Below are 25184 nucleotides of genomic sequence, written 5' to 3'. Positions count from 1 at the left end.
TCCCCCTTTTATCCGCGCGCCTGTCGGGCCAGTTCGCGCAGCACCGCGGAGGTGGGCACGGGTGCCTGGCGGACGCCGGTCAGTCGTGGCTTGAGATAGGTGGTGCGGCCCACGGTGGCCGCCGCGAACTCGGTGGTGTCGCCCTGCGGGCGGAAACCGTGCCGGACGGCCAGCTTGCGCAACGTCCGGTCGCTGCCGAGGAGGTCGGCGACTGCCCGGCCGTTCTCGGTGAGCGGCACGGCGGTGTGGTCGCTGTTGACCGTGGTGTCGGGGTAGAGGACGACGAGGTCGTCCGCCCTCTGCGACTCGTCGAGGAGCGTGACCACCTGGGACTCGTACACGAGGACGAGCGGGTTGCCGGCCCCGCTGACGAAGTCCCGGAACACCGCGTCCGTGCTGCTCTGCTGGGCGCCCTGGACGCGGACCAGCTTGCCGAGCAGCGGGGCGACGCGCTCGGTCTCGGCGTCGCTCGCGACCACCTTGCCGCCGTTGGCCACATGGGAGGCGGCGGCCAGGTACAGCGCCCCCGAGTTGGAGCTCTCCGGGTCGGTGCTGGAGATGTAGAGGGTGCCGGTCAGCTCCCCGTGCCGCTCGGCCCCGTCGAGTTGCTGCCAGGTGCGGTCGCGCCCGGCAGCGTCGAGGTAGGCGTCCATCTTCAGCGTGCCGGGCTTCTCCTTCCCCAGAGCGGCCAGCCCGTTGCGGGCCAGCACCTCGGCGGCCGACCGGCGGGACACGACGACGAGGGGCGAGTAGAACGGCCGCGGCAGCATCCCCCGCACTTTGTACTTCTCGGCCAGTTCCGCGGCGGGCGCCCGGCTGGACGGGAAGGCGAGGTCGTACCCCTTGAGGTCCAGGCCCTCCATGGCCCAGGACCCGGAGGTCTCGGCCTCGACGGTGTAGCCCTTGGCGGCGAGGGCCTCCACCACGTCCGGATCGGCGAAGAACTCCGCCTTCTCCGATCCGGTCACCATGCGCACGGTCTTCGTTGCCGTGCCCGTCTCCCCGTTGTCCCGGCCCGCGACGACGGCGGCCGCCACGCCACCGATGAGCAGTACCGCGAGGAAGATTCCCATGATCCGTCTCACGCACGGATCATCCCGCCGGAATCCAACGTTCCCCGGTGGCCCCGGTGAACGGCCGGTGTCCGCCCGATACCGGTACGCAACAGGAACAGGTCACTCCGCCACGGCCCGCCGGTGCCATGGCTCCGGTACCGGCGGGGGCCGCCGCACCGGACGGGCCGGGCGGAGCCCCGGAGACGCACGGTGGGCGCAAAGGTTGTGCCCGTCCCCACATGTGCCCCTGTGGCATTGCGCACGTCCGTGAGCCGTGACGCTTGAGGAAGCGGATCCGCTGGACGACGTGGGGAACGGGCGAACCTTCTCCCTGAATCCCGGCGGAGGGGAGCGGTCCCATGAGCGATGTGGACGAACGCCTGACGGATGCGGAGGAGATGCGGGCGCGCGCCGCGGCCTTCGTCGGAAGGGCCACCGCCCGCAACCGGCTCCCCCTGGACTACTCCGAGGCCAGCCTCCGCCTCGTCGACTTCCTGATCGACGGGCTGCGCAGGGACGGAGCGGACGAGGCACGGGTGAGCGGTGTGCTGTCGGGGCTCGGTGCGTACGTGGGAGAGGTACTGGTCCGCCGGGCGGGCGCGTCCTGGGTCGTCTTCGACGCCGACCAGCGGGCCTACTTCGGGCAGCCGGCCGGCGTGCGGATGCCGGACGGGCGGGTGTGGAACCCCCTGGGCAAGGTCCGCAACTGTTTCGAGGCGGGCAGCTCACGGGAGTCGCTGCGCACCTTCTACCTGACCTTGCACGGGCGGACCCGGCGGACCGCGGACTGACCGGCCGTGCGGCCCTCCCACCGGCACCGGCTGTCCGCCGTCGGGCCTGGTCAGATCACCCGGAACAGGTCGGCGGCGGCGTGGACGTCGGTCAGGTCGTCGATGGTGCGGAGGTTGTCGCAGAGGGACTCCAGGACCGAACGGCCCCCGGTGGCCTCCGGGGTGACGATGGCCACGCCGAAGAGGCGGAACCCCAGGCGGTGTTTGGCGTCGTTCCAGCCGCGCATCCACTGCTGCGTGACCTCGCAGGCATCGTCGGTGATCATCACGATGTCGCCGCGTCCGCGGGCCGTGTCGTCGAATTCCTCCTCCAGCAGCTCGACGGCCGTGCCCAGCGGCCGCTGGAAGTCGGTGCCGCCGCCGAGGAAGGTCTCCGCGAAGCCGAGGACCTCGGTGACGTCGGCCGGCCGGCCGCCGGGGAAGCGGAAGACCTGGAGCTTGTCGGCGGCGGAGAAGAGGATGCCGACGAAGTCCCGTCCGGCCTGGCGGGCCTGGTCGAGGAGGGCCAGGGCGCAGGCCTTGGACCAGGCCTCCCGGGTGATTCCGCCGGGCCCCTCCGCGTACATGGAGTGCGAGGTGTCCACGCAGGCGATGACGGCGCCCCGACCGGTGGACCGCTCGCCCCGGGTGTCGTACAGCATCAGCTCCCCGGCGGCGTAGCGCGCGGCGAACACGGCACGCAGTTCGGGTACGCCGAGGGCCGCCAGCTCGGAGGGGACGACCCGGGAGAGGTCGTCGCCGAGGGTGACGCCGACCAGTTCGCCCGTGGCGTTCTCCACCTTGCGGGCGCGCTCGCCGTCGGCCATCAGCCGGAAGCGGCCGATCAGTTCGGCCCAGCGGGCGAGCCGTCCGCCGCGCAGCCGCTCGGCGAGCCGGGCGCGTTCGTCGAACGGCATCCGCGCCGTCTCGCCGGAACCGACGCCCCACGCGCGCATCAGCGCGGCTTCCTGCCGGACGGCCTCCGCGGCGGACGCCGTCGCGTTCCGGGCGGCGGCACGGATGCCGGGAAGCGCCACCGCCAAAGCCTGGGCGGCGGCACGGGCGTCCTTCCGGGCAGCGGCCTCGGCGGCTTCGGCGTTCTCGATCGCCTGTCGTACGGCGTCGGCGGCCGGGGCGGGAACGGTACCGCCCTCCTCGGTGGCCTCGGTGGCCTCGGTGGCCTCGGTGGCCTCGGTGGCCTCGGTGGCCCGCCGGAGCGCCTCGCTCACGGCGGTCGCGGCGGCCACCGCAGCCTCCTGGGTCCTGTCCGCCTGCTCGGCCCGGTTCCGGGCGTCGCGGGAGCCTTCCAGGAGTTGGCGCAGCCCGGGGGCCTGGGCCAGTACGGCCATGGCCGCGGCGTAGGCGTCGCCGGCCGTCTCCCGGTGCAGTCCGGAGAACTCGGGTGAGGCCATCAGCGAGGCGACGACCTGGTGGTTGACCCGGTGCGAGGCAGCCATCCCGGCGCGGTCGCGCAGGCGCGGGGCGGCCTGGTAGGCGGACAGGAACACGTCGCACAGGAGGTCGGTGGTGTGGGCGTGGCGGGTGTTCAGCTCCGCCGCCAGCTCGCGCAGTCCGGCCGACTGCTCGTACACATCCCGCCACGCGACCCGGTCGAACGGGCCCGCCGTCACGGCCGCGGTGTGCCGCTGCGCCGCCCCGGCGGACAGCGCCAGCCACTTTCCGGACCGGCTCGCCAGTTCGTCCGGTCCGCCGTGCGTCTCACCCATCGCGCCGCCTCACAGCTCGGCCTGCACCATGCTCGCGTCCATACCGAGGGCCTCGGTGAGGACGCGGGCGCGGACGGCGCGCCGGCGGCCGGTGACCCGGTCGATCGCGGCGGTGGAACGTCCCGCGCTCGCCGCCTCCGCACGCAGCTTCTCCAGCCGCTTCCCCGCCATGGCGAGCTTGCCGTGTGCGTTCTTGATGACCCACTCGCTCAGCGCCTCCCGGGACTGCCCGGCCATGGCGTCGAGCTGCGCCTCCAACTCCTCGATCACGTCGGCGAGATCGAGCGCCTCCTTGGCATCGGGATTGACCAGGTGCAGCACCTCCCGCTCGACGATCGGGCGTTGGGCGGGGGAGTCCCACAGCACATGCGTCAGCACCGACAGGTCCGTCGCCTCGACCGCCGTACGCCCGTCGAGGTACGCGGACGCCTGGAGCAGCCCCACCGCCTGCCGCCAGCGGCGGTCGGAGGCGACGAGTTCCTTGCGGCGCAGGGCGGCCCGCAGCGTCACCACCGCGTCCACGATCACCTCCGGGACCTCCACGGCCGGGACGGCCTCCGTCACGGCGTGCCGCAGGGCGGTCAGCTCGACCGTCGTCCGGGCCGGTGCCCCGGGGCGGCTCACGGCGGAACGGACCAGCGCGGCGAAGTTCGACGGATCCTCCAGATACCCGACCTCGATCCGCACCAGCAGCCGGTCGTAGATCGCGGCGGTGTCCTCCCCGGCGGGCAGTTCGTTGCTCGCGGTGATGGCCCCGATGAGGGGACAGCGGACGGGCTCGCCGCCGTTCTCGGGGTGGTAGATCCGCTCGTTGAGATAGCCGAGGGTCTCGTTCAGCGCGGCCGTCGAGCACTTGAAGATCTCGTCGATGAAGGCGATGTGCGCGGTCGTGGCCCGTCCGTCGTAGACCTGCCGGTACTTGCCCCGGGCCAGCGCGGCGACGTCGATCGGACCGAACATCCGCGTCGGGGCGGTGAACTTCGACAGCAGGATCTCCCAGTAGGAAGCCCCCTCGATCCGGCCCGTCAGCTCGCGCGCCAGCTCGGACTTCGCCGTTCCGGGCGGCCCCAGCACCAGCGAGTGCTGCCCGGCCAGCAACGTCACCACCAGCGTCCGTACGACATCGGCCCGCTCGTAGAAGCGCTCCGACAGCTCGTCGCAGACCGCGCGCAGCCGCCGGGCCGTGTCCCGCGCGTCGTCCACGCCCTCCGTGTCGTCCACGCCCTCCGTGTCGTCCACGCCCCGTGCGTCGTCCACGCCCCCCGTGTCGTCCATGTCCCGCTCCTCGTCTGTGACGCCCCGAAGGGCTCGCCGAGACGGCCGTTCCCCCCGAAGTTACGCCAGCAGGGCGCGCAGACGTCCGGGAGGGAGGCCCGCCGCACGACGGACCGCTCGGGTCATGTGGGACTGGTCGGTGTAACCGAGCTCGCGCGCCAGACCCGCCAGATCGCGCTCGCCCTCGCTGAGGCGGTCCAGCGCCCGCGCCAGGCGCAGCCGGTCGCGGTGCGCGGACAGTGTGCTGCCGGTGACGGCCGTGAAGGTCCGGCTCAGATGGTGCGGTGACGCGCCCACCGCCCGGCCCAGTGCCTCCAGCCCGATCGTCGGATCGGCCGCCAGCGCGGCGCGCGCGTCGTCGGTCAGGCGCCGGCGCGCCGCGGCGGAGGCGGGGCGGCCGGAGTCGACGCGTGCGGGAGCGAGGCGCGCGAAGACCCCGGCCGCCAGGCGGACCGTGCGCTCACCGAGCTCGAAGGAGTCACCGCCGCCGCGGGCGAGGGAGAGCAGCATGCGGTGCGCGAGGGACATCTCCGGCGTCACCATCACGAGCCCCTCCGGGACGGTGGGATCGCCACCGAGCAACTCCGCGACCCGGGGCTCGGACAGCACGATCTCGGTGTACGCGTCGGGCCCCAGCGGATGCGCGAACTGCTGCTCCGCGCCAAGACGTTCGACGTACACGCTGCCCGCGTCCAGCATCTGCTCCACCCCGTCGACCCGGGCCCGCAGCACCCCGTCCCGGAGCAGTACCAGACCGAACACCGGAGCGGGCCGGGGCGGCGACCAGCCGCGCGCGGCGCCGGCGCAGCGCACGTCGGCGAGAAGGACGTCGTCCTCGCACAGGTACACCCGTCGGTCCCCGGCCACACGGCCATCGTAGGAGTCGCGCCCCTTGCCCGGGCCCCCGCGAACCGGACACGAACGTACAAGCGCCGCCGCGCCGGCCCCCCGCACGATGGCCGTCACTTCACTCACCGCGACCCGACACCACCCCAAGGGGAGACCATGACCCACCGCACCACCCCGTCCGACGCCCCGTCCCCCACCCGCCGCCGGGTGCTGCGCGGCGCCACCGCCGTGGGCACCGGCACGCTCGCCGCCTGGGCCGGCGGCACACGGGCCGCCACCGCGTCCCACCACCGCACCGGCACCGCACACGTCATCTCCCGGCACACGGGCCCCTACGAGGTGATGGCACTCCTGGACGCCCACGGCACCTTCCCCGGCACGCGGCAGGGCGTGTTCCCCGACGCGACCGACGCGGACTGGGCACGCGCCAGGCAGCTCGACCCGGCGGCCTTCGGCCCGGACGACACCTGGGAACTCGACTTCCGCTGCTACGCCGTACGCCGCCCCGGCGGCCGCGTCACCCTCGTCGACACCGGCATCGGCCCGGCCGGCAGCCCCGCGTCGGACTGGGCCCCGGTCCCGGGCCACCTCCCGTCCGTCCTCCGGCACGCCGGCATCGAGCGCGAGGACGTCGACACCGTCGTCCTCACCCACCTCCACGAGGACCACTTCGGCTGGACGGTCGACCCGACGGGCACCCCGATGTTCCCCGATGCCCGCCACGTCGTGCAGCGCGCGGAGATCGCGGCACTGGACGCCGACGACAGCGCCCTGTCCTACGTGGTCGAGCCCCTGCGCCGGGCCGGACTGCTGCACCCGATCGACGGCCGGGCGAAGGTGCAGAGCCGCCCGGGCCGCGCCGCGGTGACCGCTGTACCGACGCCCGGCCACACACCCGGACACCAGTCCGTACTGGTCGAGGGCGGTCGCCACAGCATCATGATCACCGGCGACGTCCTCGTCCACGCCGTCCAACTGGCCGCACCGGACGTCGCCTACCGCCTGGAGGACGACCGGGCAACGGCCCGCCGCACACGCCACGCCCTCCTGGCGGACGCCCGCGAACACGGCCACCTGCTGGCCACGGCCCACCTGAACCACACGTTCCTCCGCCCCTGACCTGGCCGACGGAGACCGGCGTCGACACCTCCGCCGATGGCCTCACCCCCTGGCAGGTCACCCGGGGCGTCACAACGGCAGCGTGGGCGTCCCGTTCCAGGCCCCGTCCCGACCGGCGGCCCGCACGTCTCCTGTCTGGCTCCGGTCCTCCGCCGCCACACCGGCACCGCCCGCTCCTGACCTCCCGGGGCGACAGATGTGAACCGCAGGTGAATGAGCCGGGGTTGATTGTCGAGAGCCTGTGTTCCTTCCCCTCACCGGGACAACCCCCACCACACCTTGATCGTCATGCTTGCGGCCCCCCACGCCTCACCTCTGTCCTTGAGACTGGAGCAACCTTGCGCACACGCACCCTGGCCGCCGCCCTGGCCGTCGCCACGGCAGCCGCGGGCCTGTCCCTGGCCCTCGCCCCCACAGCGAGCGCGGCCGCCTCCGCACCCGACGACTTCAACGGCGACGGCGTCACCGACCTCGTCGTGGCCACCCCCAACGCCCCCGCCGACGGCCACCTCGACGCCGGCTCGGTCACCGTCCTGTACGGGTCCGCCGACGGCGTCTCGCCCGCCCGCTCGACCACCTTCACCCAGAACTCCACCGGCGTCCCCGGCGACGTCCGCTCCCACCACCTGTTCGGCGCCACGCACGCCGCCGGCGACCTGGACGCGGACGGCTACACCGACCTCGTCATCGGCGCACCGGGCGAAGCGGTCCCGTACAGCAGCAGCTACGGCACGCTCACCGTGCTGTGGGGCGGCCCGAGCGGCCTGACCGGCGACGGCATGTCGATGGCCAGCCCGTACGCCACCAGCGAATGGTCCGCCGAGAAGGACTACGGCAAGAAGGCCGTCGTCGCCGACCTGGACGGCGACGGCGTCCCGCAGATCGCCACGCTCAGCCGCACCAACCTGTGGGCCTACGACGACCTGGCGGGCCGCACGGCCCCCACCGACGCGGCGCGGTTCTACGACCACGGCTCGTACATACAGCCCCGCACCCTCACCGCCGGTGACTTCACCGGCGCCGGACGCGCCCAGCTCGTCGTCACCGGACCGGAGAACTGCGGCGGGACGCCGGGTGGCTGCCAGTCCACCAAGGTCTTCACCTGGAGCGACAGCGGCCTGCAGGAGGCGCCGGTCCCGGACCCGGGCGGCGACGCCTCCGGTACGAACGAGGCGCCCACCGTCGCCGTCGCCGCCGGGGACATCGACGGCGACGGCTACGCCGACCTCGTCACCGGCCACGTCCCCGCGTCGGCGACGACCACGGGTGAGTACCCGGACGCCGCGGGCTTCGTCCACGTCCGCCACGGCAGCGCGGACGGCCTCGGCGCCCACCGCACCGCCACCCTCGACGCCCCGGGCGGGAGCCGGTCCAGCGACAACTTCGGCGCGTCCGTCGCGGTCGGCGACGTCACGGGCGACGGCTACGCGGACGTGGCCGTCGGGTCACCGGGCGCGACGGTCCGGGGCGTGTCGGCGACCGGCGCGACCGTGCTGCTCCGGGGCACGGCCACCGGCCTGACCGACACCGGCGCCCAGGTAATCCACCAGGCCGCCGACGGCGTGCCCGGCACCGCGGAGGCGGACGACTGGTTCGGCTCCGCCGTGGACATCGCCGACCTCGACGGCGACGGCGCGGCGGACCTCACCATCGCGGCGAAGGGCGAGGACGTCCTCACCGGGTCGGTGCGCGACGGCGCCGACTGGGTGCTGCGCGGCTCGACGACCGGCCTGACGACGACCGGCGCGACCTCCTTCAACGCACCGGACCTCGGCCTCACCCACCCGAACGCCGAGTTCGGCTCGGTCCTGGGCGGCTGAGTCCCCGTAACGCCGCATGAGAGACGGCTACCGCGGGTCGCGGCCCGCGGTAGCCGTACGGCGACGCCCTCCGGCGGATGTCACGGGCGCCACGGACACCGCGCCCTCTCGGTCCGGGAGAGCCCGTCCCTCTCCCGGTCCCGCTCCCAGCTCGCACCACACGGTCTTGTCGCCGGCCCCGTGCGTCACACCCCACCTCGACGTCAGCGCGTCCAGCAGCGCGAGCCCCCGTCCCGACTCCGCGTCGACGTCCACGGCCGCGCGCAGGACGGGCAGCACCCGCGGGTCGGGATCGGTGACCTCCAGCCGCGTACGCCCGCCGTCGTCGCGCGACACCCGGACGGTGACGGGAACTCCCTCGCCGAGGTGCTGGATCACGTTGGTGACGAGTTCGCTCGCACAGAGCTGGACGTCGGTGCCGTAGTCGCGCAGGGCACGGCGTACGGCGGACACCCCGGCCGGTGTCGCGAGCAGTTCCAGGGTGGTGACCGGTCGTCGCATCACGCGGCCCCCTTGCGGAGGGCGGCGGTGAGGGCGTGGGCGGTGAGGAGGTTGCAGTTGCCGAGCGAGATCAGCGGCCGGGTGGGGCAGCGGGAGGCGAAGGCCGGGAGGTCGACGCCGAGGGACGGCAGGGTGATGCCGTGCGCGGCGAGCGCCGCCCGCAACTCCTCGGCGCAGGCGTCGGCTTCGGTGGGGCTGTGCATGGGGGATTCACACCTTCCAGTGCGCTGTGTGACGAACCGCTCACACTGTGCCGCCGGTCGGCGTAACGTGACAGCCCTTCCGCATCCCGGCCCTGAACTGCACGGATGCGGTGCGGGGGTGGGTAGCGGGCGGTAACGGCACTCCAAGGACGGTGAACGATGGGACAGCGCAAGGACATCGACGGCTCGACGGGCGTCCCGACCTTCTACGGCAGCGAGCTGCGCTGGAAGCGGGAGGAAGCGGGGCTGACGCTCCAGCAGTTGGTCGAGGGCAGCTTCTACGGCCAGAGTCACCTCAGCGAGATCGAGCGGGGGACGCGGAGGATGCCGGCGGAACTGGCGGAACACGTGGACAAGGTGCTCGGCACGGACGGGTTCTTCCGGCGGCGCTGCGAGGACGTGCGGAGGGCGAAACGACGGGGGCACGCACGGTACTTCGAGCGGGTGCTGGAAGCGGAGAAGCACGCCAAGTCTGTTGAGGAGTGGTGTCCGACTCTGATCCCTGGTCTGCTCCAGACTGACGCCTATGCTCGGGCGCTCGTGCAGGCAGCCATGCCGCTGGCTCGGGGCGAGGATGTGGAGGAGAAGGTCAGTGCGCGACTGGCTCGGGCTCGCCTCTTCGAGGACAACCACAAGACGCCGATGTACTGGGCGATCCTGCCCGAGGTTCTGCTGCTGCAGCCGGTGCTGCCGCCGGAACAGTCGGCCGAGCAGTGGGAGCACATCGCTGGGATGGCGCGGGCTCGCCGGATCATTCCACAGGTTCTTCCGTGGAACTGTGGACCGCATCCGCTCATGATGGGCGCGGCCACAATTATGGCTTTCCCCGATGCCCCACCGCTGGTCTACTTGGAGTCGCAGCACAGCGGGGACACCATCGATGATCCAGCCCTCGTTGAGGAGTACCGCAGGTCGTACGATCTGCTCAGGGCCGCCGCGCTGCCCCCGGAGGCGTCCCTCGCCCTGATTGAGCAAGCGGCTGAGGATGGCAGAAATGGCATGCATCAAAGTTGACTTGAGCCACGCACTCTGGCGCAAGAGCAGCTACAGCAACGGCACTGGTGGCAACTGCGTCGAGGTAGCCGACGCCGTCCCCGCCGCCGCCCGCTGGCGCAAGAGCACCTACAGCAACGGCGACGGCGGCAACTGCCTCGAAGTCTGCGACGCCCACACCCCCATCGTCCCCGTCCGCGACTCCAAGGTCCCCCACGGCCCGGTCCTCACCGTCACGGCCCCGGCCTGGACGTCGTTCGTCACGTCCCTCAAGTAGGTGGCCGCATCAGGGCATGGGCAGTGACTGCACCCTGGTGACCTGACCCTGGCCGTCGAAGCTCAGGTCGTACCCGACGGCCGAGCGGGCCGGGGACGACTGCGCCGTCAGCCGGCTGACGAATTCGGCCTGGGAGTACGACGCGGCACGCGTCTCGTCGCCGATCGGGACCGACAGCAGCACCTGGGCGTCCTCGGCCACGGGTACCTCCGTGTAGGGCCCCTCGCCCGGGGTGATCACCCATGCCTCGAACTTGGGGTGGAGCTTCTTCTGGGCGGGCCGCACCGACAGGTACGTCCGCCCGTCGCCGGTCCGGGCGCCGTCGATCTGCACCAACTGCTTGGTACCGGCCCACGAAGCCGCACCGGTCGCCGACGACGACGCCGTACCGTCCGGGTCGGCGGTGCCGTCCGGCGCGGTGGTCGGAGCCGTCCCCTCGGCTGACGCGGAAGGGGGCGCCGATGTCACGGGTGCGGTGGTGGTGGCCGCCTGCCCGTCGCCCTCATCGCTGCATCCGGTCAGGGCCACGAGGCCGAAGGCGAGAGCGGTGAGGCAGCGCAGGGCGGGCCGGTGGTGTGCGAGGCGCATGGTCAGGTCCCCCAAGAGATCGCGTGTGTTCTGGTTTCGCAGTCTCTACGCGCCACCCCACCGTTTCGGTTACACCTCGGGGCGATTGATTTGATGCCACCCGCTCCGAGCCCCCTGCGGGCTCACTCGGCGAGCCAGTACGCCTCCCGCAGCGACTGCACGCGGCCCTCGCTGTCATAGTCGATCGCGAACACCCACCGGGGGCCGGCGGCCAGTTGGTCCACGAGTTCGCCCAGTTCCACGTCCGCGGGGTCCCCGCCGGCCAGCCGCCGTGCTTCGACCAGCGTCCTGCGCGGCAGGGTCAGCGTGTGCGCCCCGCCACCAGGTGCCGCGGTTCCCCGCCCGCCACGCAGCCGCTCGACGGTGACCCGCACCGTGTCCCCCTTCGCCACCGCCCCGTACACATAGCCCAGCTCGCTGACGTACTCCTCGCCCGGAGCGGGCGTCGGCGGCACGAACCGCGAAGCGGTCGGCGCCGGGACGGAGGCGGGCGGCCCGGGCCCCCGGGTGGCCTGGATCAGCGACACACCGCCCAGGGCCACGGCCGCGGCCAGCAGCGCGCCGCCGGACGCCAGAGCGGCCCGCTTGCGGCGTATACGCTGCTCACCGCGTGCCCGGATCCGCTCCGCTGCGAGCGGGTCCGTGTGCTGTCGGCCCGACTCGGCGAGGTCGGCCAGGTGTTCCCCCAGCCTGGTTTCGTCAGCCATGACGTCCCTCCGACAGGCGGCTCGTCCGCGGGTCCAGCTCGGTGTCGGCCAGTAGCCGTGCCAGCGCCGCCCGGCCCCGGCTCAGGTGCACCTTGACCGTACCGACCGGGCAGCCTGCCTCCGCAGCCACCTGCTCCACCGTCAGGTCACACAGATGATGCAGCACCACGGCCCGCCGGTGCGCCTCCGGAATCTGCCGCAGCGCCTGGACCAGCAGCACATGGTGCGGTTCCGGGGGCGGAGCCGGGGCCGGCGGACCCTGCCGTCGGGCGAAGGCGAGCGCGGTGCGCACCCGCCGCCACCGGCTGACCGCCAGCCGCCAGGCCACGGTGCGCACCCACGCCTCGGGGGCGCCGTTCAGGTCCAGTTCGGCCCGGCGTTCCCAGGCCCGGGCGAAGGCCTCCTGGACCACGTCCTGCGCCTCGGCGAGGTCGCCCGTCATCGCGTACAGCTGGCCGATGAGCCTGCCGACGCTCTCGGCGTAGAAGGCGTCGAACTCGTCGTGCTCGCCCGCACCCCGGCCGCCGCGCGGTACATCCGGTGATCGCATGCCTCTCCTGTCGCGCTGCACGGTGTCACCGGACCGCGCCGCGACACAAGTGGTCAGCGACTCGGAGGAAGGCTCGGGGGCAGTGACGTTCCCGCCGTCGGGCGCGCTGAGACAGTCATGAGCGTCATGGAAGGGTTCACCCGGGCCGACGAGCGAGGCCTGGAGACCAGGCATGCCGGGGCGGTCGGCCGAGCACGAGGACGTGGCTGAGTGTTCCGCGTTTCCCCGCGCTCCTGGCTGATCCTCGCCGTGCCCGTCGTGGGTCTGCTGGTGCTGACGTATTCCGCCACGACGCCCGAGTCGCGCGTGTCCGCGGATCGGTGGTCCCCTGCCGAGCCGTTGCGGGACGGTCCGCTCCCCTCCGGCGGCACGGCCCGGCTCTCGAAATGCGGGGTGGACGAATGGCCGCGCCCGGAACCCCGGGGAAAAGGGGAGGGCAAGGGGAGCAAGGGGCCGCAGCTGGTGCTGACCAGCTGGGGCTACCACGACCCGGGGCCGAAGATGCCGGGCGAGGCGCGCTTCACCGTCCACGCGGCCATCCGGACGGGCGACCGCCCGCTGGTACTCGACGCGCCAGTGGGTGAAGGCCGGGTCACGCTCGATCTCTACGGCCCTCATGGTGAGGGCGTGCGCGCGTCCGCCCGCGGTCTCACCGCGACCGTCGTCGACAGCGGCTTCCCAGGCAAGCCCGTGGACATCCCGGCGTCCGGCCGTTTCCGTGTCGATCCGGGCGAGGAACTGCTCCTGGAGGTGGAGTTGCCTGCCGGGGCCGTGTGTCCGGGCCACAGCCTGCTCGACATCAACCAGTGCTTCCCCGAGCGCACCAACGACGCCGCGGACTGCCCGGTGCTGACCCTCACCCTCACCGACCCGGCGATCCGTTCGTACCGCGCCGGGACGACAGGCGACAGCGCCGCCGGCTCGTTCAGCGACCGGCTCGTCGCGGTCTTCCTGGAGCCGGACGTCTCCCGGGTGTGAGCGGGAGCTCTCCGGGCAGCTCCACGGCTCAGTCGCCCGAGTACCCGAAGATGCCCAGGTGGGTCGGCTCGGGCCGGTCGTCGGCGTGGAGGAGGACGTACACACCCGTCCACCGCATACGGCACTCGTCCAGCAGGGTCTTCTCGGGGTCGGGCGGGAGCCGGTCGGCCGTGCGGTCGTGGTCGAGGAGTTCCGCGAACCGGACCGGTGTCGGCCGGCCGGTGCCGCGGTGATGTACTCCCACCCACGGCCGCCCCCCTGGCCGGTTCCGGCGTGATCATAAGGGCGGACGCTGACACGGGGAGGCGCGTGGGCGATGAGTTCGGGCCGTGGATGGAGTCTGCCGTGGCATGACTCGAATCATGACCACTGTCAAAGCCAATGAGATCGCCCTGGGCGTCGAGTCGTTCGGTGACGTCGACGCGCCGCTCGTCCTGCTCGTGGGCGGGACGACGATGCTCTCCTGGCCCGACGCGCTCTGCGAGCGCCTCGCCGCCGGCGGGCGTCGTGTGGTGCGCTACGACCTGCGCGACAGCGGGGAGTCGACGACGGCGGACCCGGAGGCACCCGCTTACACCCTGCGTGACCTCGCCGCCGACGCGGCGGCCCTCGCAGCAGTGCTCGGCGTCGGCGGGCCCGCGCACCTCGCGGGGGTCGGCGTCGGCGGGATGGTCGCCCAGGTGGCCGCGCTCGATCATCCGGGCGCGTTCTCGGCGCTCACCCTGGTCGGCACCCGCGCGGTCGCGCCGGGGCCGCCCGACGACGACCTCCCCGACCACGACCGGGCGACGATGGGCCGGTTGTTCGCGCACGCGATGCCCGACTGGAGCGACCGCGAGGCGGTCGCGGACTTCGCCGCCGCCGGCGCGGAGATCCTCGGCGATGACCCCATCGCCGCGCGAGCAGTCGCCGCGCGCGTCTGGGACCGCACGCCCAGCACCGCGCCGGCGATCCAGATGGCCAACCAACTGGGCATGGTGTTCTCCAGGCTGGACTGCACACCTCGCTGGCGTGAGCGCCTGCCCGAGATCAAGGTCCCCACGCTCGTCGTCCACGGCCGCCGCGACCGGTTCTTCCCCGTCGGCAACGGCGAGGCGATCGCACGCGAGATCCCCGGAGCACGGCTGCTCATTCTGGAGGAGACCGCCACCGCGATCCCGGAAGCGGCGGTCGGCGAGATCACCGAGGCGATGCTCACGCTCGGATCCTCGGCCGGGTGACTCAGTAGGGCGCGCTGGAAGCGGCCAGGGCGCGCTTCCCGAGCACTACGGCGACGACCAGGCAGGCGACGGCGACACCGGCGGCGGTGCGCCGCGTCCGAAGAAACCGGCGCGGCAGGCAGAGAACCAGTACCGCGCTGATCCCGGCGGCGGACACCAACCGGGGGAGCCAGGCCTCCGCCCGGTCGTTGACCAGGTAACAGTGTTCGGCCCGTGGGCCGGTGTCACCGAAGTGGAAGAGGCAGTCGCTCCCGAAGTTCTCGGACAGCAGCGCGGTGAGTCCCCAGCACAGGGTGGTGAGGACGGCTGCGGTCAGCGAGCCCACGGAGCGGAAAAGTACCTGGCCTCGTCGGGGCCGCCTCGCAGCGGAAGCCACGTTGGCCACCACGGGGGGACGTTGTCCGGCGGGCAGGTGGAGACGGGGTAGCCGTCGGGCGCGTGCCAGACCGCCATGAAAGGCCAGAGGAGCAGGACGCCCGTCGCGGCGGTCAGGGGGAACGGCGTCAGCAGCCGACGCCGACCGGTGGCCCGACGCGTCAGAGCCCACACGGACGTCGACACGGCGGCCATGACCGTCGATGCCACCACGAGACTTCCGAGGTTGGCCGACGCGTTGACCCCGATGTCGCAGTCGACCCACGCACTGTTGAGAAGGACGGACCCCGCGAAACCGGACGAAAGGAACACCATCCAGCCGACCAGTCAACTCGTCGCGTTATATGCGGTGTTCGTACTCGGACTCATGGATCCCCCATTCCACGCCCGGCTGTGGCCTCGATGATCTCACGGGATCTCGTTGTGCAGGGAGGCGTCAGCCGCCATTACTGGAACCGTTTCGGTAGTACTCGCGACGCAGCTCTGCGGGCTCGGCACCTGCGTTCAGGCGATCACCGTAAGCGCTGGATGGAGCGGGTGCGGCGATCGTGTGGCCTTCACCTGCGCGAGACCCGTGCCACCACCCTCGAACGGGTGGTGGCACGGGCCCTTCGTGCTGTGAGGCGGATCAGGTCCTACCCGGATGCGTCCGGGTCAGCGATAAGCGTCGAAGAACGGACGCTCCATTTTCCTCGCGATGGAGAACGGACGGAATTCCCGATCCGTGAGAGCCCGGTGGATGAACTTCGAGGTGGAAACACCGTCGAATCGGTGCCAGTCCTCCAGGGGGGAGGTCCGGGCGACGATGGGCCATTCTTCGGGATCCTTCGACGTATCGGCCAGCCAGTAGTACGAGGCTTCCGTCATCGACTGTCCCCAAAGAATGAGTCCGCTGCCCTCGAAGACCGAATAAGGGTCGAAAAGGGCCTGCACCTGCGGATTGTCCCACTGATTCTTCAGTGAATTCCACCTCCCCAGCAGACTGTGCGGTTTGGCACTGTCCACCGGCAGCAGTTCCAGAAAGCCGCTGAAGGTACCATGGCCGAACACTTCGCAGATCTCCTTGAAGTCACCCGGGAGGGGTGTTCCGAGCTCGCGCTCGAAGTCCGCCCAATCAACCTCCTGCCGCTCGGACTGCCAACCGGTAAGGGAGATGAGTTCACTCACCCATTCCATGAGGTTCTCTTCCTGGTTTCTAGTTGTCGGTACTGAGGTGGAACCAGGGCATTTCCTCCCCGTAGACCACCTGAGCGTATCCGGTGAGCGTGCAGGGCTTCGGCGTAGTCGGCGGGCGTCCGTTTCGTGATCACTTGAGATGACGAGAGGGAGAGCGGGCGGTTCCTGCTCATGTCCGTTGCGCCCCGGAGCCCTTGCGTCTCCCCCGCACCGTCGGGTGGAGCGAGCCGACTGCGCCAGGAGATGATCCCGTGCGTGGCTGAAGAGGCAAGTGCAGATGCGGACGACGCTTGTGCATGGGCTGAGCGACTGGGTTGGGCGTTCGGGCTTATAGCGGAGGATCCGGCTGCAAGAGGTGCAGCGCTCGTTCATCTGGCGGAGGCCCAGAGGAAGGTCACGGACGCACTCGCCCGGTCCAACGAGATGTGGCTGCTGACACGGCCCCTGGGAGCGGACGAGCAGTACCGGGAGCCAGCCTTTCTGCAGGCGCGTCGGAGGCATCAGCAAGCCCGGAGGCGTTCGCTCCCTGATGGGGTGTGGGGTGGTCCTGTGAACGGGGATCTGGCGGCGTGGCCGGGGCTGCCCTACGTGTTGCTCTTCTTGGAGTGGGAGGCGAGGTACCCGCTGGAGTGGACGCAGCATGCGAAGGCGTGGGGTACGAAGCAGAGCCTGCTCCGGGAGGTGGCCCGTGCTTGCCAGGAGGAGGCGATCAAGGCGAAGCTCACCGACCTGGTCGAGATCGTCGTCCACCGGGCGTATCGCTGCAAGGATCGCGAATACGTGCGGGTTGCCCGGGCTGTCGACAGCGCTGATCTACGGGGCAGGCTCGATCGGGCAGCCGATTCGGACAGTCCGTGGGCCCGGTGCCATGCCGGGTATGTGCTCTGGCTCCTTGACCGCCCTGACCTGCCGAACACCCGTCGTGTCTGGCAGACCTGGGTGGCAGGCGAGGCTGCGGCGTTGCTGTGACCCGGGGACGATGCAGGGAAGGTTCCCGTGATCATGGAGTGCTCGACGCCCCGTGACCTGCTGGAAGACCGTGCCTGCCGACGCATCATTCCTGATTCCGCCTGCCCTTGACCGGCTCCGCGAGCAGTCCGACGTCGGGCCCGCCGACCTGGCCGCAACCGTGGTCACCAGCGACGCGCTCCATACGCAACGCGAGCACGACGCCTACCTCCTGGGCCGCGGGGCCCATTACATCGCGATCGTCAAGGGCAACCAGAAGAAGCTCCGCAAGCAGCTGAAGTCCCTTCCCTGGAAGGACATCCCGTTCCAGGGCCGCACCCGGGGCACCGGCCACGGCCGCGCGGAGATCCGCCGGATCAAGGTCGCCACCGTGAACAACTTGCTCTTCCCCGGCGCCTGCCAGGCCGTCCAGATCAAGCGCCGCCGCACCGACCGCAAGACCGGCAAGACCGGCAAGACCACCATCACGACCGTCTACGCGGTCACCAGCCTGACCGCCGAGCAGGCCATCCCCGTCCAACTCGCGAGACCGATCCGCGACCACTGGAAGATCGAGGCCCTGCACCACGTCCGCGACGCCACCTTCGCCGAGGACGCCTCCCAACTGCGGACCGGCAACGCACCCCGCGCGACGGCGACCTGGCGCAACCTCGCCGTCGGCGCCCTCCGGCTGAGCGGCCTCAAGAACATCGCCGCCGGCCTCCGTCGCAAACGCACGCGACGTCCGCCGACCCCTCGCACTCCTCGGCCTCGCATAATCACAAAACGGGCGCCCGTCGACTACGCCGAAGCCCTGCACGGGCGTCAGTGTCAGCGGTGGTACTCGCGCCGTAGATCCGCCTCGAACTTCGTGTGAGGGTCCGCGTAGCCCGCGAATCGGTCCCAAGGCTTGGGAAACCGGATCGGAGTACTCATCGTTCATGAGTTCCCCCTCCTCCTCTTCGAGCTTGGCCACGAAGGGACGGGCCTCCGGGACATGCTCCCAGCCTGTGCCGCACGAATTCGCTGTCCGAAGTGTTCATCTCTGGTGTCTGCGATTTATCGTTGATGGGCCGAATGGGCGAGCCCAGGGGATCTGAGCGAATAATGACCCCCAGGGCTCCGGACCTCACCGCTCAGCTCAGTCGATGCGGTCGCTCAGACCCAGCACCTCTGGGGAGTCACTCGGAAAGTCACCGGGCATACCGGGTACGTGGATGGTTCGCCGGTACACGCCGGTCAGAAATTCGACAGCGCCGACGGGGAACTCCGACCAGTCTCCGTTGTCTCCGCGCACGACCACCGGCCATGCGTCCGGGTCCGCGGGACTCGTCCTCCAGTAGAAGGAGTCCCCTGAGTTTGACTCTGCCCAGGAGAGCAGGCCTCCCGGTTGTGGGAAGGGGACGTAGCCCTGGGTGTCGCCCATCTCGTACAGGTCGTGAAGGATCTCGTCTTCCCTGGACTCGGACGCCCACAAGGCCTCAGCGCCGGGCCGGGGAATGGAGACGGTCAGGAACCCGCCAATGACCAGGACCGGATACGCCTCCGCCAGCGAGCGGAAGTCCGAGGGCAGTGCCGACCCGAGCTCCGTCTCAAGGACAGCCCAGTTCACGCCGCGCCCCCCGTGAACACGCCATCGCGTCATCGACGGTAGCGCGGCCTCCAGCTCTTCGATCCTCAGCATGTCGTCTGCCAATCCGTGTTGTTCTTGACCACAATGTTCTCGAACAGTGGTCCGTCAGCGGTATATGCCGACATGGTGATGCTGTCGGCTATTCCCGTCGTGTGGCTGTAGTTGACCTTTCCGGTGTACATGACCCATTTCTGGGCGGCGAGCTGCTTCTCCATCTTGAACTCGCAACGCCGCATACCGCTCCTGTTCATCCGCTTGAATCCGGTGAACAGGTTCTCATTGATCCAGTCGCCGCTCATCTTGTCGCCCACGATGTGTACGCGGTCAAAGATGTTCCCCTTACCCGACCTGGGGGTGTTCTGCTCAGGGTCCGGGAACCCGTACACGTCCACGGAACCCGTGTCCCGGTCCGCCAGCGGGGGTTTGAGGTCGCTCGGGCAGATCAGCGCGGTCGCCCCCTGTGCACGGCCTTCACCGTCCAACGGCATGTACTGGAATCTTGCTTCCTTCGAATCCTGCTCGCAGCGCACCTTGTTGACGAAGCTTTCCGGGGCGTTCCAATGCCCTTCCGCCTCCGTGCCCAGCAGATGGTCGAGCCCCTTGTCGATCGGATTCTCGTAGCCGAAGATCCAGCTTCCGATTTCGATGGCGCTCCCGACGGGGTTCCGCTTGGCGGCCACCCGAGTGCCGCCCTTCAGAATCTCCTTGGACGTGCTGAAGACGTCATCCCACGAAAAATGCCCGTCGATTTCGATGAACGTGGAGGGGTTGCCACCGGCGAACGCGTACCGGTTACCGGTGTAAGGATCGACACCGAGCCCCATGTCGGCGAGGGCGCCGTTGTACATGTCCCGGGTGGTGAAGCGGTTCAGGCCCGGGTCGTAGTCGCGGAAGCCCATGTCGTAGGTGCCGGCCTGGGCGTCCCAACGCTTGGCGTTGTAACGGTAGGGGTTGTAGTCCTCCTTGGTGGGGTTGGTCGCGTCGGGCTTGTCGATGCCGGTGAACTCGGACTCGTCGTTGGATCCGTACGCGGTGTAGCCGTAGGTGGCCGTGGTGTTGCCGTTGTCGTCCGTCAGGGTGTCGACGTCGGTGTGGCTGTTGTAACCGTAGTAGCCGTCCTCCGTCGTGCCGTCGGTGTTGTGCTTGATCTGCGACAGGCGCTCGCCCCAGGGGCTGTACTGGTACGACTTCGTCAGCTCGCCGGCGACCTCCTCGTTCAGTACCTCGCCGGAGATGCCGAGGTACTCGAAGTCGGTGGTCTTGCCGTCCGCAGTCTTCGACGCGGTGCGGTCCAGCGGGTCGAAGGTGTACGTAGTGGACTTCATCGCGCCGGTGTCGTCCATATTCTGGGACTCCATGAGCCGGAGCCGAGCGGGTCCACCTCACCGGCCGCCCCCGCCGCCCCGGTGATCGTCAGCCGCGCCGGCTGGGGCGCGGACGAGTCGCTCGTCGCCGACCCGCCCTCCTACCTGGACAAGGTCGACGCGGTCTTCGTCCACCACACGGCGGGCACGAACGTCTACGACTGCGCCGACTCGCCGGCCATCATCCGGGGCATCCTCACGTACCACGTGGAGAGCAACGGCTGGAACGACATCGGCTACAACTTCTTCGTCGACAAGTGCGGCACGGTCTTCGAGGGCCGGGCGGGCGGTGTCGACAAGCCGGTCCGCGGCGCCCACACCTACGGCTTCAACGGCTACTCGGCGGGTGTCTCGCTGCTTGGCGACTACGAGAACGGCGGTACGCCGACCGCCGCGGCCAAGCGGGCCATCGCCGATATTTCCGCCTGGAAGCTCGGCCTGCACGGCGTCGACCCGGAGGCGAAGGTGACGCTGACCGCCGCCGGCGACACGGGGGTCTACGACACCGGCGAGCAGGCCACGCTGAACACGGTCTCCGGCCACCGCGACGGCTACGCCACCCTGTGCCCGGGCGCCGCGCTCCACTCGGCGCTCCCGGAGATCCGCCGCACGGCGGGTGCGTCGGTGTACGCGCGCTGATCAGGGGTGGAATGGCGCCCGGTCCGCACGTCGCTGCGGCGCGCGGACCGGGGCCGTGGAGGGGAGCCCGGAAGGGCTCAGCGGGACGCGAGGGCGCGCGGGTGCAGGGCCGCGGCGTGGGCGTCCATCCGTTCGGCGGCGAGGATCGCCACCGCCGTGTCGGCGCGGGAGGCGGCGACGACCAGTGCGCGGCCCGCGAGGGCGTGGGCGCGCCGGTGCAGGGCCGTCGCGTTCGGCTCGCGGCCCGTCGTGGTCGCCGACGCGCGGGCCGGCGGACGTCCTCCCCGCAGGCGGGTGACCTGCTCGGTGAGCCGCTCAGCCGCGGTGTCCAGATCGGCCGAGGGCGCTGCCGCGCGCAGCTCGTCGGTGACGGCGAGCAGGGCGGCGAGATGGCCGGCGAGCTGGATGTCCAGCTCTTCCTCGCGGGAACGGCGGGGGAAGTCGTGGGAGGTGCCGGCCATCGTGTTGTGTACCGACTTGTCGCGTATCGGTTCGTACATGGATGGCCTCCTGGATGCTGGCAGGAAGCCATCCTAGCTTAGATTCTGTCTAAAGTTGAGTCGTCGCCAAGATCGGACGCTCGGTGTCGTTTGTCAGGGCTGGCTGTAACCGTCCAGGAAGCGGCCGATACGGCCCATCGCGTCCCGCAGATCCGTCACCGACGGCAGGGTGACGATCCGGAAGTGGTCCGGCTCCGGCCAGTTGAAGCCGGTGCCCTGGACGACCATGATCTTCTCGCGGCGCAGCAGGTCCAGGACCATCCGCCGGTCGTCCTTGACCTTGAAGACGTCGGGGTCGAGGCGTGGGAAGAGGTACAGCGCCCCCTTCGGCTTCACGCAGCTCACGCCCGGGATCTGGGTCAGCAGTTCGTACGCCGCGTCCCGCTGCTCGCGCAGCCGCCCACCCGGCAGGACGAGCTCGTTGATCGTCTGGCGTCCGCTGAGCGCGGCCACCACGCCGTGCTGGCCCGGCATGTTCGCGCACAGGCGCATGTTCGCCAGGACCGTCAGGCCCTCGATGTAGGAGTCGGCGTGGGCGCGCGGGCCCGAGATGGACATCCAACCCACCCGGTAGCCGGCCACCCGGTACGCCTTCGACATGCCGTTGAAGGTGAGGGTGAGGAGATCGGGGGCGACGGAGGCGGTCGGGATGTGCTCGGCGTCGTCGTAGAGGATCTTGTCGTAGATCTCGTCCGAACAGACCAGCAGGTTGTGGCGGCGGGCGATGTCGGTCAGGCCCTTGATGACCGCCTCGTCGTAGACCGCGCCGGTCGGGTTGTTCGGGTTGATGATGACGATCGCCTTGGTGCGGTCGGTGACCTTGCGCTCCACGTCGGCGAGATCCGGCATCCAGTCGGCCTGCTCGTCGCAGCGGTAGTGCACCGCCGTGCCGCCGGAGAGCGAGACGGCCGCCGTCCACAGCGGGTAGTCGGGCGCCGGGACGAGCACCTCGTCGCCGTCGTCCAGCAGGCCCTGCATCGCCATCACGATCAGCTCGGACACGCCGTTGCCGATGAAGACGTGCTCGACGTCGGTCTCGATGCCGACCGTCTGGTTGTGCATGACGACGGCCCGGCGTGCTGCCAGCAGACCCTTCGCGTCGCCGTAGCCGTGCGCCGACGACATGTTGCGGAGGATGTCCTCCAGGATCTCGGGCGGGCACTCGAAGCCGAACGCCGCCGGGTTGCCGGTGTTCAGCTTGAGGATGCGGTGACCGGCCGCTTCCAGCCGCATCGCCTCCTCGAGCACCGGTCCCCGGATCTCGTAACAGACGTTGGCGAGCTTGGTCGACTGGATCACCTGCATGTTCGGAGCTTACGGCCCGGTATGGCCCTTCGGGCCGTGTTTTTCGACACGTGAGACGCGTCGGTTCGCGTGGGTATGTCCGCTCGCTGTCCCTGCGACCCCTTGCATCTCTACAATGCGCGGCCATGTCCAGCCCTCCGCCGTACGCCGAAGGGGGGTACGACGTCCGGGATCCGCAGGTTCCCCCGAACGTGTACCTCCCGCAGACCGCCCCGCCCCCGGCGTATGACGCCTACACCGACCCGGCGTCCGCCCACGGCTGGCAGAACGCGTACGACGAGACACGTGAGCTGCCGCCGGTACGGACCGACGGACCGCCTCCGGTGGACGGCGGCGGAGTGCCCCCGGCCGACCCGGCCGGGGAGGGTGCGCCGTCCTCCGTGGGAGCGGGCGAGGGGCGCGTCCCCGATGGCCCCGGTGTCGGGGGCCGTCGGCATGCCTCGGGCCGGGGTGCCCGGCGCCGCCCCCGCGGCCCCGTTCTCCCGCGTGGCCGGGTCGCCCTGGCGGCCGGTGCGCTGGGTGCCGCGTCGGTCGTGGCGCTGATCGGGGGGCTGGCGTTCTCCGGTTCGCCGTCGGGTGACACGCGGGACGGGGACGGCCGTCCCGGTACGTCGTCGGGCGACTCGGAGCCCTCCGTGGACGCGGGGCCGTCCGGTTCCGCGGACACGCGGCCCGGTTCCGGGGAGAGCGTGCCGACGGACGAGGCGTCCTCCGGCGCCGCGGGTGCGAGCGCCACCGACGGGGGCGGGGCGGCGGGGGAGGAGTCGTCGGGTGCCTCCACCAGCCCCTCACCGACCCTCCCCACCTCGGGCGCCACCGCATCCGCCGGGCCGGGAGACGCTGGTCCCGGCAACTCCGGCGACCGTCCTGGACGGGGGCAGGGGAACGACAAGCGGCCCAAGTAGGCGCAGCGGAGGGGCGGTTCGTGTGTGGCCGGCTGAGCCGCAGGGTGGCGGACCGGCGTGCGCGGACAGGTTCGAGTCCGTCGCGGCGGTCGGTCAGCGGGGAGTTCCGCGGACCGCCCGCCCCGCCAGCACGTCCGTGCGCCGCCCGTCCTCGATCACGAACTGCCCGTCGACCATGACGTACGGGATGCCCGTCGGAAGTGTCCGGGGTTCGGTGAAGGTGGAGCCCGCGGCCACCGTCCCCGGGTCGAAGAGCACCAGGTCCGCCTTGTACCCCTCGCGGACCAGCCCCCGGTCCGGCAGCCGCAGCCGCGCCGCCGGACGCGCGGTCAGGTGCGCCACGCACTCCTCCAGCGACAGCACCCCCAGCTCCCGCACGTAGTGCCCGAGGTAGTGCGGGAACGTTCCGTACGCGCGCGGATGCGGCTTGGCGCCCTGGAGGATGCCGTCCGAGCCGCCGGTGTGCGCCCGGTGCCGCATGATCGCCCGGACGTTCTCCTCATGGCCGACGTGCTGGAGGATCGTCGGGGCGAGCCGGTCCTTCAGCAGCAGCTCCCGCGCGACCGCCCAGGGGGACTCGCCGCGCTCGCGCGCCGACTCCAGGACCGTACGGCCCACGTACTCGCCCAGCGCGGGATCGCCGACGCCCGAGATCTCGATGGTCTCCCACTCCACGGGCACACCGTGGCAGCCGTCCGAGCCGGTGACCTCGAGATGGTGCCGGACGCGCTCGGCGGTCCCGTCGTCCGCGAGCCGCCGCAGGATCTCCTCCGGGCCGCCCTCGCTCGCCCAGCTCGGCAGCAGCGCCACGAGGGTGGTGCAGCCGGGGGTGTAGGGGTAGGTGTCGAGGCTGATGTCGGCGCCGGCGTCCAGGGCCTCGTCCAGGAGGGTCAGCAACTCGGGCGCGCGGCCCTTGTTCACGCCGAAGTTCATCGTGGCGTGCGCCAGGTGCAGCGGGCAGTCCGCGTCCCGCGTCAGCGCCACCATCTCCGCGTACGCCTCCAGCGCCCCGGCACCGTAGGAGCGGTGGTGCGGGCAGTAGTAGCCGCCGTACGACGCCACCACCCGGCACAGTTCGGTCAGTTCGGCACCCTTGGCGTACATGCCGGGCGTGTAGGTCAGCCCCGAGGACATGCCGACCGCGCCCTGTTCCATGCCCTCGGCGACCAACTGCCGCATCCGGTCCAGCTCTTCGGGCGTCGCCTCGCGGTCCTCCCAGCCCACGGCGAGCGCGCGGACCGTGCCCTGCGGGATCAGGTACGCGGCGTTGACCGCGATGCCCCGGTCCAGCCGGTCCAGGTACTCGCCCACCGACCGCCAGTCGAAGTCGATGTCGTCGCCGGAGCCGTTCCACCCGGCGATCGCCCGGCGGACCTCGCCGAGTGTCCGGTCGTCGACGGGGGCGTACGACAGCCCGTCCTGGCCGAGCACTTCGAGGGTGACGCCCTGCGCGGCCTTGGCGCTGTGGCCGGGGTCGCGCAGCAGTGCCAGATCGCTGTGGGCGTGCATGTCGATGAAGCCGGGCGCCAGCACCAGACCCTCGGCGTCCAGTTCACGGCGGGCCTTCGGGCGCTGACAGCCCGCGTCCGCCGCCTCCTTCACGATGGTGACGATGCGGCCGCCGTCCACGACCACGTCCGCGCGGTACGCGTAGTCGCCGGAGCCGTCCACGACGTCCGCGTCCCGGATGACGAGCTCTTCCATGCG

General features: G+C 71.0%; 27 protein-coding genes and 1 pseudogene. 11 read left to right on the top strand and 17 right to left on the bottom strand.

Annotated elements, in window-relative coordinates:
* Window positions 1-8 precede the first annotated feature (8 nt).
* Entirely contained in the window at window positions 9-1085 is a 1077-nt protein-coding gene (locus tag ACZ5C2_RS29365) for a hypothetical protein (protein ID WP_468797954.1), read from the bottom strand.
* 329 nt (window positions 1086-1414) lie between these two features.
* Here ACZ5C2_RS29365 and ACZ5C2_RS29360 point away from each other — a divergent pair, with 329 nt between their 5' ends.
* The gene (locus tag ACZ5C2_RS29360; protein ID WP_468797951.1) at window positions 1415-1846 is read left to right on the top strand and encodes a hypothetical protein; all 432 of its coding nucleotides are present in this window, start codon (window positions 1415-1417) and stop codon (window positions 1844-1846) included.
* 50 nt (window positions 1847-1896) lie between these two features.
* Here the strand turns inward: ACZ5C2_RS29360 and ACZ5C2_RS29355 are convergent, their stop codons facing one another.
* The 3 genes from ACZ5C2_RS29355 to ACZ5C2_RS29345 are packed head-to-tail and all read right to left on the bottom strand — an operon-like array spanning window position 1897 to window position 5694.
* Window positions 1897-3552, bottom strand: coding sequence for a VWA domain-containing protein (locus ACZ5C2_RS29355; RefSeq protein WP_468797948.1), 1656 nt, complete (start codon window positions 3550-3552; stop codon window positions 1897-1899).
* A 9-nt stretch (window positions 3553-3561) separates the two neighbouring features.
* On the bottom strand, window positions 3562-4827 hold the full coding sequence (locus ACZ5C2_RS29350) for an AAA family ATPase (protein ID WP_468797945.1): 1266 nt from the start codon (window positions 4825-4827) through the stop codon (window positions 3562-3564).
* Window positions 4828-4887: 60 nt separating this feature from the next.
* A complete protein-coding gene (locus tag ACZ5C2_RS29345; RefSeq protein ID WP_468797942.1) occupies window positions 4888-5694 on the bottom strand; it encodes a helix-turn-helix domain-containing protein in 807 nt (268 codons plus the stop codon).
* A gap of 138 nt (window positions 5695-5832) precedes the next feature.
* Between ACZ5C2_RS29345 and ACZ5C2_RS29340 the strand changes: the two genes are divergently transcribed.
* Both ACZ5C2_RS29340 and ACZ5C2_RS29335 read left to right on the top strand, forming a co-directional pair.
* On the top strand, window positions 5833-6795 hold the full coding sequence (locus ACZ5C2_RS29340; protein WP_468797939.1) for an MBL fold metallo-hydrolase: 963 nt from the start codon (window positions 5833-5835) through the stop codon (window positions 6793-6795).
* 338 nt (window positions 6796-7133) lie between these two features.
* On the top strand, window positions 7134-8615 hold the full coding sequence (locus ACZ5C2_RS29335; RefSeq protein ID WP_468797936.1) for an FG-GAP and VCBS repeat-containing protein: 1482 nt from the start codon (window positions 7134-7136) through the stop codon (window positions 8613-8615).
* Window positions 8616-8642: 27 nt separating this feature from the next.
* On the opposite strand, the gene ACZ5C2_RS29330 is transcribed toward ACZ5C2_RS29335, so the two are convergent.
* On the bottom strand, window positions 8643-9116 hold the full coding sequence (locus tag ACZ5C2_RS29330) for an ATP-binding protein (protein WP_468797933.1): 474 nt from the start codon (window positions 9114-9116) through the stop codon (window positions 8643-8645).
* Window positions 9116-9319 carry a hypothetical protein gene (locus ACZ5C2_RS29325; RefSeq protein ID WP_228967830.1) on the bottom strand — a complete coding sequence of 68 codons (204 nt, stop codon included), beginning with the start codon at window positions 9317-9319 and terminating at the stop codon, window positions 9116-9118. The genes ACZ5C2_RS29330 and ACZ5C2_RS29325 overlap by 1 nt, the downstream gene beginning before the upstream one ends.
* 159 nt (window positions 9320-9478) lie before the next feature.
* On the opposite strand from ACZ5C2_RS29325, the gene ACZ5C2_RS29320 reads away from it, so the two are divergent.
* Together ACZ5C2_RS29320 and ACZ5C2_RS29315 are read left to right on the top strand one after the other, a co-directional pair.
* The gene (locus tag ACZ5C2_RS29320) at window positions 9479-10333 is read left to right on the top strand and encodes a helix-turn-helix domain-containing protein (protein WP_468797929.1); all 855 of its coding nucleotides are present in this window, start codon (window positions 9479-9481) and stop codon (window positions 10331-10333) included.
* The gene (locus tag ACZ5C2_RS29315) at window positions 10305-10589 is read left to right on the top strand and encodes a DUF397 domain-containing protein (protein WP_468797926.1); all 285 of its coding nucleotides are present in this window, start codon (window positions 10305-10307) and stop codon (window positions 10587-10589) included. Before ACZ5C2_RS29320 ends, ACZ5C2_RS29315 begins: the two co-directional genes overlap by 29 nt.
* 9 nt (window positions 10590-10598) lie before the next feature.
* Here ACZ5C2_RS29315 and ACZ5C2_RS29310 read toward each other — a convergent pair whose 3' ends face one another.
* From ACZ5C2_RS29310 to ACZ5C2_RS29300, 3 genes are all read right to left on the bottom strand, one after another.
* Window positions 10599-11177 (bottom strand): hypothetical protein, encoded by a 579-nt coding sequence (locus ACZ5C2_RS29310; protein ID WP_468797923.1) that lies wholly within the window; start codon window positions 11175-11177, stop codon window positions 10599-10601.
* A 122-nt stretch (window positions 11178-11299) separates the two neighbouring features.
* Complete coding sequence (locus ACZ5C2_RS29305; RefSeq protein ID WP_468797920.1) at window positions 11300-11884, bottom strand: hypothetical protein; 585 nt, start codon at window positions 11882-11884, stop codon at window positions 11300-11302.
* Window positions 11877-12434, bottom strand: a complete 558-nt coding sequence (locus ACZ5C2_RS29300; RefSeq protein ID WP_468797917.1) for a SigE family RNA polymerase sigma factor — start codon at window positions 12432-12434, stop codon at window positions 11877-11879. Before ACZ5C2_RS29300 ends, ACZ5C2_RS29305 begins: the two co-directional genes overlap by 8 nt.
* Window positions 12435-12644: 210 nt before the next feature.
* Between ACZ5C2_RS29300 and ACZ5C2_RS29295 the strand changes: the two genes are divergently transcribed.
* Window positions 12645-13412 carry a hypothetical protein gene (locus ACZ5C2_RS29295; RefSeq protein WP_468797914.1) on the top strand — a complete coding sequence of 256 codons (768 nt, stop codon included), beginning with the start codon at window positions 12645-12647 and terminating at the stop codon, window positions 13410-13412.
* Window positions 13413-13440: 28 nt separating this feature from the next.
* Here the strand turns inward: ACZ5C2_RS29295 and ACZ5C2_RS29290 are convergent, their stop codons facing one another.
* Window positions 13441-13656 carry a hypothetical protein gene (locus ACZ5C2_RS29290; RefSeq protein ID WP_468797911.1) on the bottom strand — a complete coding sequence of 72 codons (216 nt, stop codon included), beginning with the start codon at window positions 13654-13656 and terminating at the stop codon, window positions 13441-13443.
* A gap of 118 nt (window positions 13657-13774) precedes the next feature.
* Between ACZ5C2_RS29290 and ACZ5C2_RS29285 the strand changes: the two genes are divergently transcribed.
* Window positions 13775-14632, top strand: coding sequence for an alpha/beta fold hydrolase (locus ACZ5C2_RS29285; protein WP_468797908.1), 858 nt, complete (start codon window positions 13775-13777; stop codon window positions 14630-14632).
* A gap of 1 nt (window position 14633) precedes the next feature.
* Here the strand turns inward: ACZ5C2_RS29285 and ACZ5C2_RS29280 are convergent, their stop codons facing one another.
* Window positions 14634-14957: a hypothetical protein gene (locus tag ACZ5C2_RS29280; protein WP_468797905.1), complete on the bottom strand. Its 324-nt coding sequence runs from the start codon at window positions 14955-14957 to the stop codon at window positions 14634-14636.
* A 704-nt stretch (window positions 14958-15661) separates the two neighbouring features.
* Complete coding sequence (locus tag ACZ5C2_RS29275; protein WP_468797902.1) at window positions 15662-16174, bottom strand: hypothetical protein; 513 nt, start codon at window positions 16172-16174, stop codon at window positions 15662-15664.
* Window positions 16175-16732: 558 nt separating this feature from the next.
* On the opposite strand from ACZ5C2_RS29275, the gene ACZ5C2_RS29270 reads away from it, so the two are divergent.
* Window positions 16733-17152, top strand: a complete 420-nt coding sequence (locus ACZ5C2_RS29270) for a hypothetical protein (protein WP_468797899.1) — start codon at window positions 16733-16735, stop codon at window positions 17150-17152.
* Window positions 17153-17204: 52 nt separating this feature from the next.
* Window positions 17205-17750 (top strand): annotated as a pseudogene (locus ACZ5C2_RS29265) (ISAs1 family transposase); the annotation flags it as partial.
* Between the two features lie 522 nt (window positions 17751-18272).
* Here ACZ5C2_RS29265 and ACZ5C2_RS29260 read toward each other — a convergent pair.
* Together ACZ5C2_RS29260 and ACZ5C2_RS29255 are read right to left on the bottom strand one after the other, a co-directional pair.
* Window positions 18273-18815 carry an SMI1/KNR4 family protein gene (locus tag ACZ5C2_RS29260; RefSeq protein ID WP_468797896.1) on the bottom strand — a complete coding sequence of 181 codons (543 nt, stop codon included), beginning with the start codon at window positions 18813-18815 and terminating at the stop codon, window positions 18273-18275.
* The gene (locus ACZ5C2_RS29255; protein ID WP_468797893.1) at window positions 18809-20122 is read right to left on the bottom strand and encodes an RHS repeat domain-containing protein; all 1314 of its coding nucleotides are present in this window, start codon (window positions 20120-20122) and stop codon (window positions 18809-18811) included. The genes ACZ5C2_RS29260 and ACZ5C2_RS29255 overlap by 7 nt, the downstream gene beginning before the upstream one ends.
* Window positions 20123-20170: 48 nt before the next feature.
* Here ACZ5C2_RS29255 and ACZ5C2_RS29250 point away from each other — a divergent pair, with 48 nt between their 5' ends.
* The gene (locus ACZ5C2_RS29250; RefSeq protein ID WP_468797890.1) at window positions 20171-20767 is read left to right on the top strand and encodes a peptidoglycan recognition protein family protein; all 597 of its coding nucleotides are present in this window, start codon (window positions 20171-20173) and stop codon (window positions 20765-20767) included.
* Between the two features lie 77 nt (window positions 20768-20844).
* Here the strand turns inward: ACZ5C2_RS29250 and ACZ5C2_RS29245 are convergent, their stop codons facing one another.
* A complete protein-coding gene (locus ACZ5C2_RS29245) occupies window positions 20845-21267 on the bottom strand; it encodes an SCO4983 family protein (RefSeq protein ID WP_468797887.1) in 423 nt (140 codons plus the stop codon).
* A 93-nt stretch (window positions 21268-21360) separates the two neighbouring features.
* Window positions 21361-22572, bottom strand: a complete 1212-nt coding sequence (locus tag ACZ5C2_RS29240; protein WP_468797884.1) for a pyridoxal phosphate-dependent aminotransferase — start codon at window positions 22570-22572, stop codon at window positions 21361-21363.
* A gap of 125 nt (window positions 22573-22697) precedes the next feature.
* Here ACZ5C2_RS29240 and ACZ5C2_RS29235 point away from each other — a divergent pair, with 125 nt between their 5' ends.
* The gene (locus ACZ5C2_RS29235; RefSeq protein ID WP_468797881.1) at window positions 22698-23477 is read left to right on the top strand and encodes a hypothetical protein; all 780 of its coding nucleotides are present in this window, start codon (window positions 22698-22700) and stop codon (window positions 23475-23477) included.
* 93 nt (window positions 23478-23570) lie between these two features.
* Here ACZ5C2_RS29235 and ACZ5C2_RS29230 read toward each other — a convergent pair whose 3' ends face one another.
* Window positions 23571-25181 carry an N-acyl-D-amino-acid deacylase family protein gene (locus tag ACZ5C2_RS29230; RefSeq protein ID WP_468797878.1) on the bottom strand — a complete coding sequence of 537 codons (1611 nt, stop codon included), beginning with the start codon at window positions 25179-25181 and terminating at the stop codon, window positions 23571-23573.
* Window positions 25182-25184 lie beyond the last annotated feature (3 nt).

Source organism: Streptomyces sp. NPDC031365 (genome assembly GCF_055569765.1).
This window is presented reverse-complemented; position numbering and strand designations above follow the sequence as displayed.

Excerpts from the sequence above, each read along its gene's own strand:
- ACZ5C2_RS29360 (WP_468797951.1), top strand. The coding sequence starts at position 1,415 with ATGAGCGATGTGGACGAACGCCTGACGGATGCGGAGGAGATGCGGGCG.
- ACZ5C2_RS29355 (WP_468797948.1), bottom strand. The coding sequence starts at position 3,552 with ATGGGTGAGACGCACGGCGGACCGGACGAACTGGCGAGCCGGTCCGGA.
- ACZ5C2_RS29350 (WP_468797945.1), bottom strand. The coding sequence starts at position 4,827 with ATGGACGACACGGGGGGCGTGGACGACGCACGGGGCGTGGACGACACG.
- ACZ5C2_RS29340 (WP_468797939.1), top strand. The coding sequence starts at position 5,833 with ATGACCCACCGCACCACCCCGTCCGACGCCCCGTCCCCCACCCGCCGC.
- ACZ5C2_RS29330 (WP_468797933.1), bottom strand. The coding sequence starts at position 9,116 with ATGCGACGACCGGTCACCACCCTGGAACTGCTCGCGACACCGGCCGGG.
- ACZ5C2_RS29325 (WP_228967830.1), bottom strand. The coding sequence starts at position 9,319 with ATGCACAGCCCCACCGAAGCCGACGCCTGCGCCGAGGAGTTGCGGGCG.
- ACZ5C2_RS29320 (WP_468797929.1), top strand. The coding sequence starts at position 9,479 with ATGGGACAGCGCAAGGACATCGACGGCTCGACGGGCGTCCCGACCTTC.
- ACZ5C2_RS29315 (WP_468797926.1), top strand. The coding sequence starts at position 10,305 with ATGGCAGAAATGGCATGCATCAAAGTTGACTTGAGCCACGCACTCTGG.
- ACZ5C2_RS29310 (WP_468797923.1), bottom strand. The coding sequence starts at position 11,177 with ATGCGCCTCGCACACCACCGGCCCGCCCTGCGCTGCCTCACCGCTCTC.
- ACZ5C2_RS29305 (WP_468797920.1), bottom strand. The coding sequence starts at position 11,884 with ATGGCTGACGAAACCAGGCTGGGGGAACACCTGGCCGACCTCGCCGAG.
- ACZ5C2_RS29300 (WP_468797917.1), bottom strand. The coding sequence starts at position 12,434 with ATGCGATCACCGGATGTACCGCGCGGCGGCCGGGGTGCGGGCGAGCAC.
- ACZ5C2_RS29285 (WP_468797908.1), top strand. The coding sequence starts at position 13,775 with ATGACCACTGTCAAAGCCAATGAGATCGCCCTGGGCGTCGAGTCGTTC.
- ACZ5C2_RS29260 (WP_468797896.1), bottom strand. The coding sequence starts at position 18,815 with ATGCTGAGGATCGAAGAGCTGGAGGCCGCGCTACCGTCGATGACGCGA.
- ACZ5C2_RS29255 (WP_468797893.1), bottom strand. The coding sequence starts at position 20,122 with ATGGAGTCCCAGAATATGGACGACACCGGCGCGATGAAGTCCACTACG.
- ACZ5C2_RS29245 (WP_468797887.1), bottom strand. The coding sequence starts at position 21,267 with ATGTACGAACCGATACGCGACAAGTCGGTACACAACACGATGGCCGGC.
- ACZ5C2_RS29240 (WP_468797884.1), bottom strand. The coding sequence starts at position 22,572 with ATGCAGGTGATCCAGTCGACCAAGCTCGCCAACGTCTGTTACGAGATC.
- ACZ5C2_RS29235 (WP_468797881.1), top strand. The coding sequence starts at position 22,698 with ATGTCCAGCCCTCCGCCGTACGCCGAAGGGGGGTACGACGTCCGGGAT.
- ACZ5C2_RS29230 (WP_468797878.1), bottom strand. The coding sequence starts at position 25,181 with ATGGAAGAGCTCGTCATCCGGGACGCGGACGTCGTGGACGGCTCCGGC.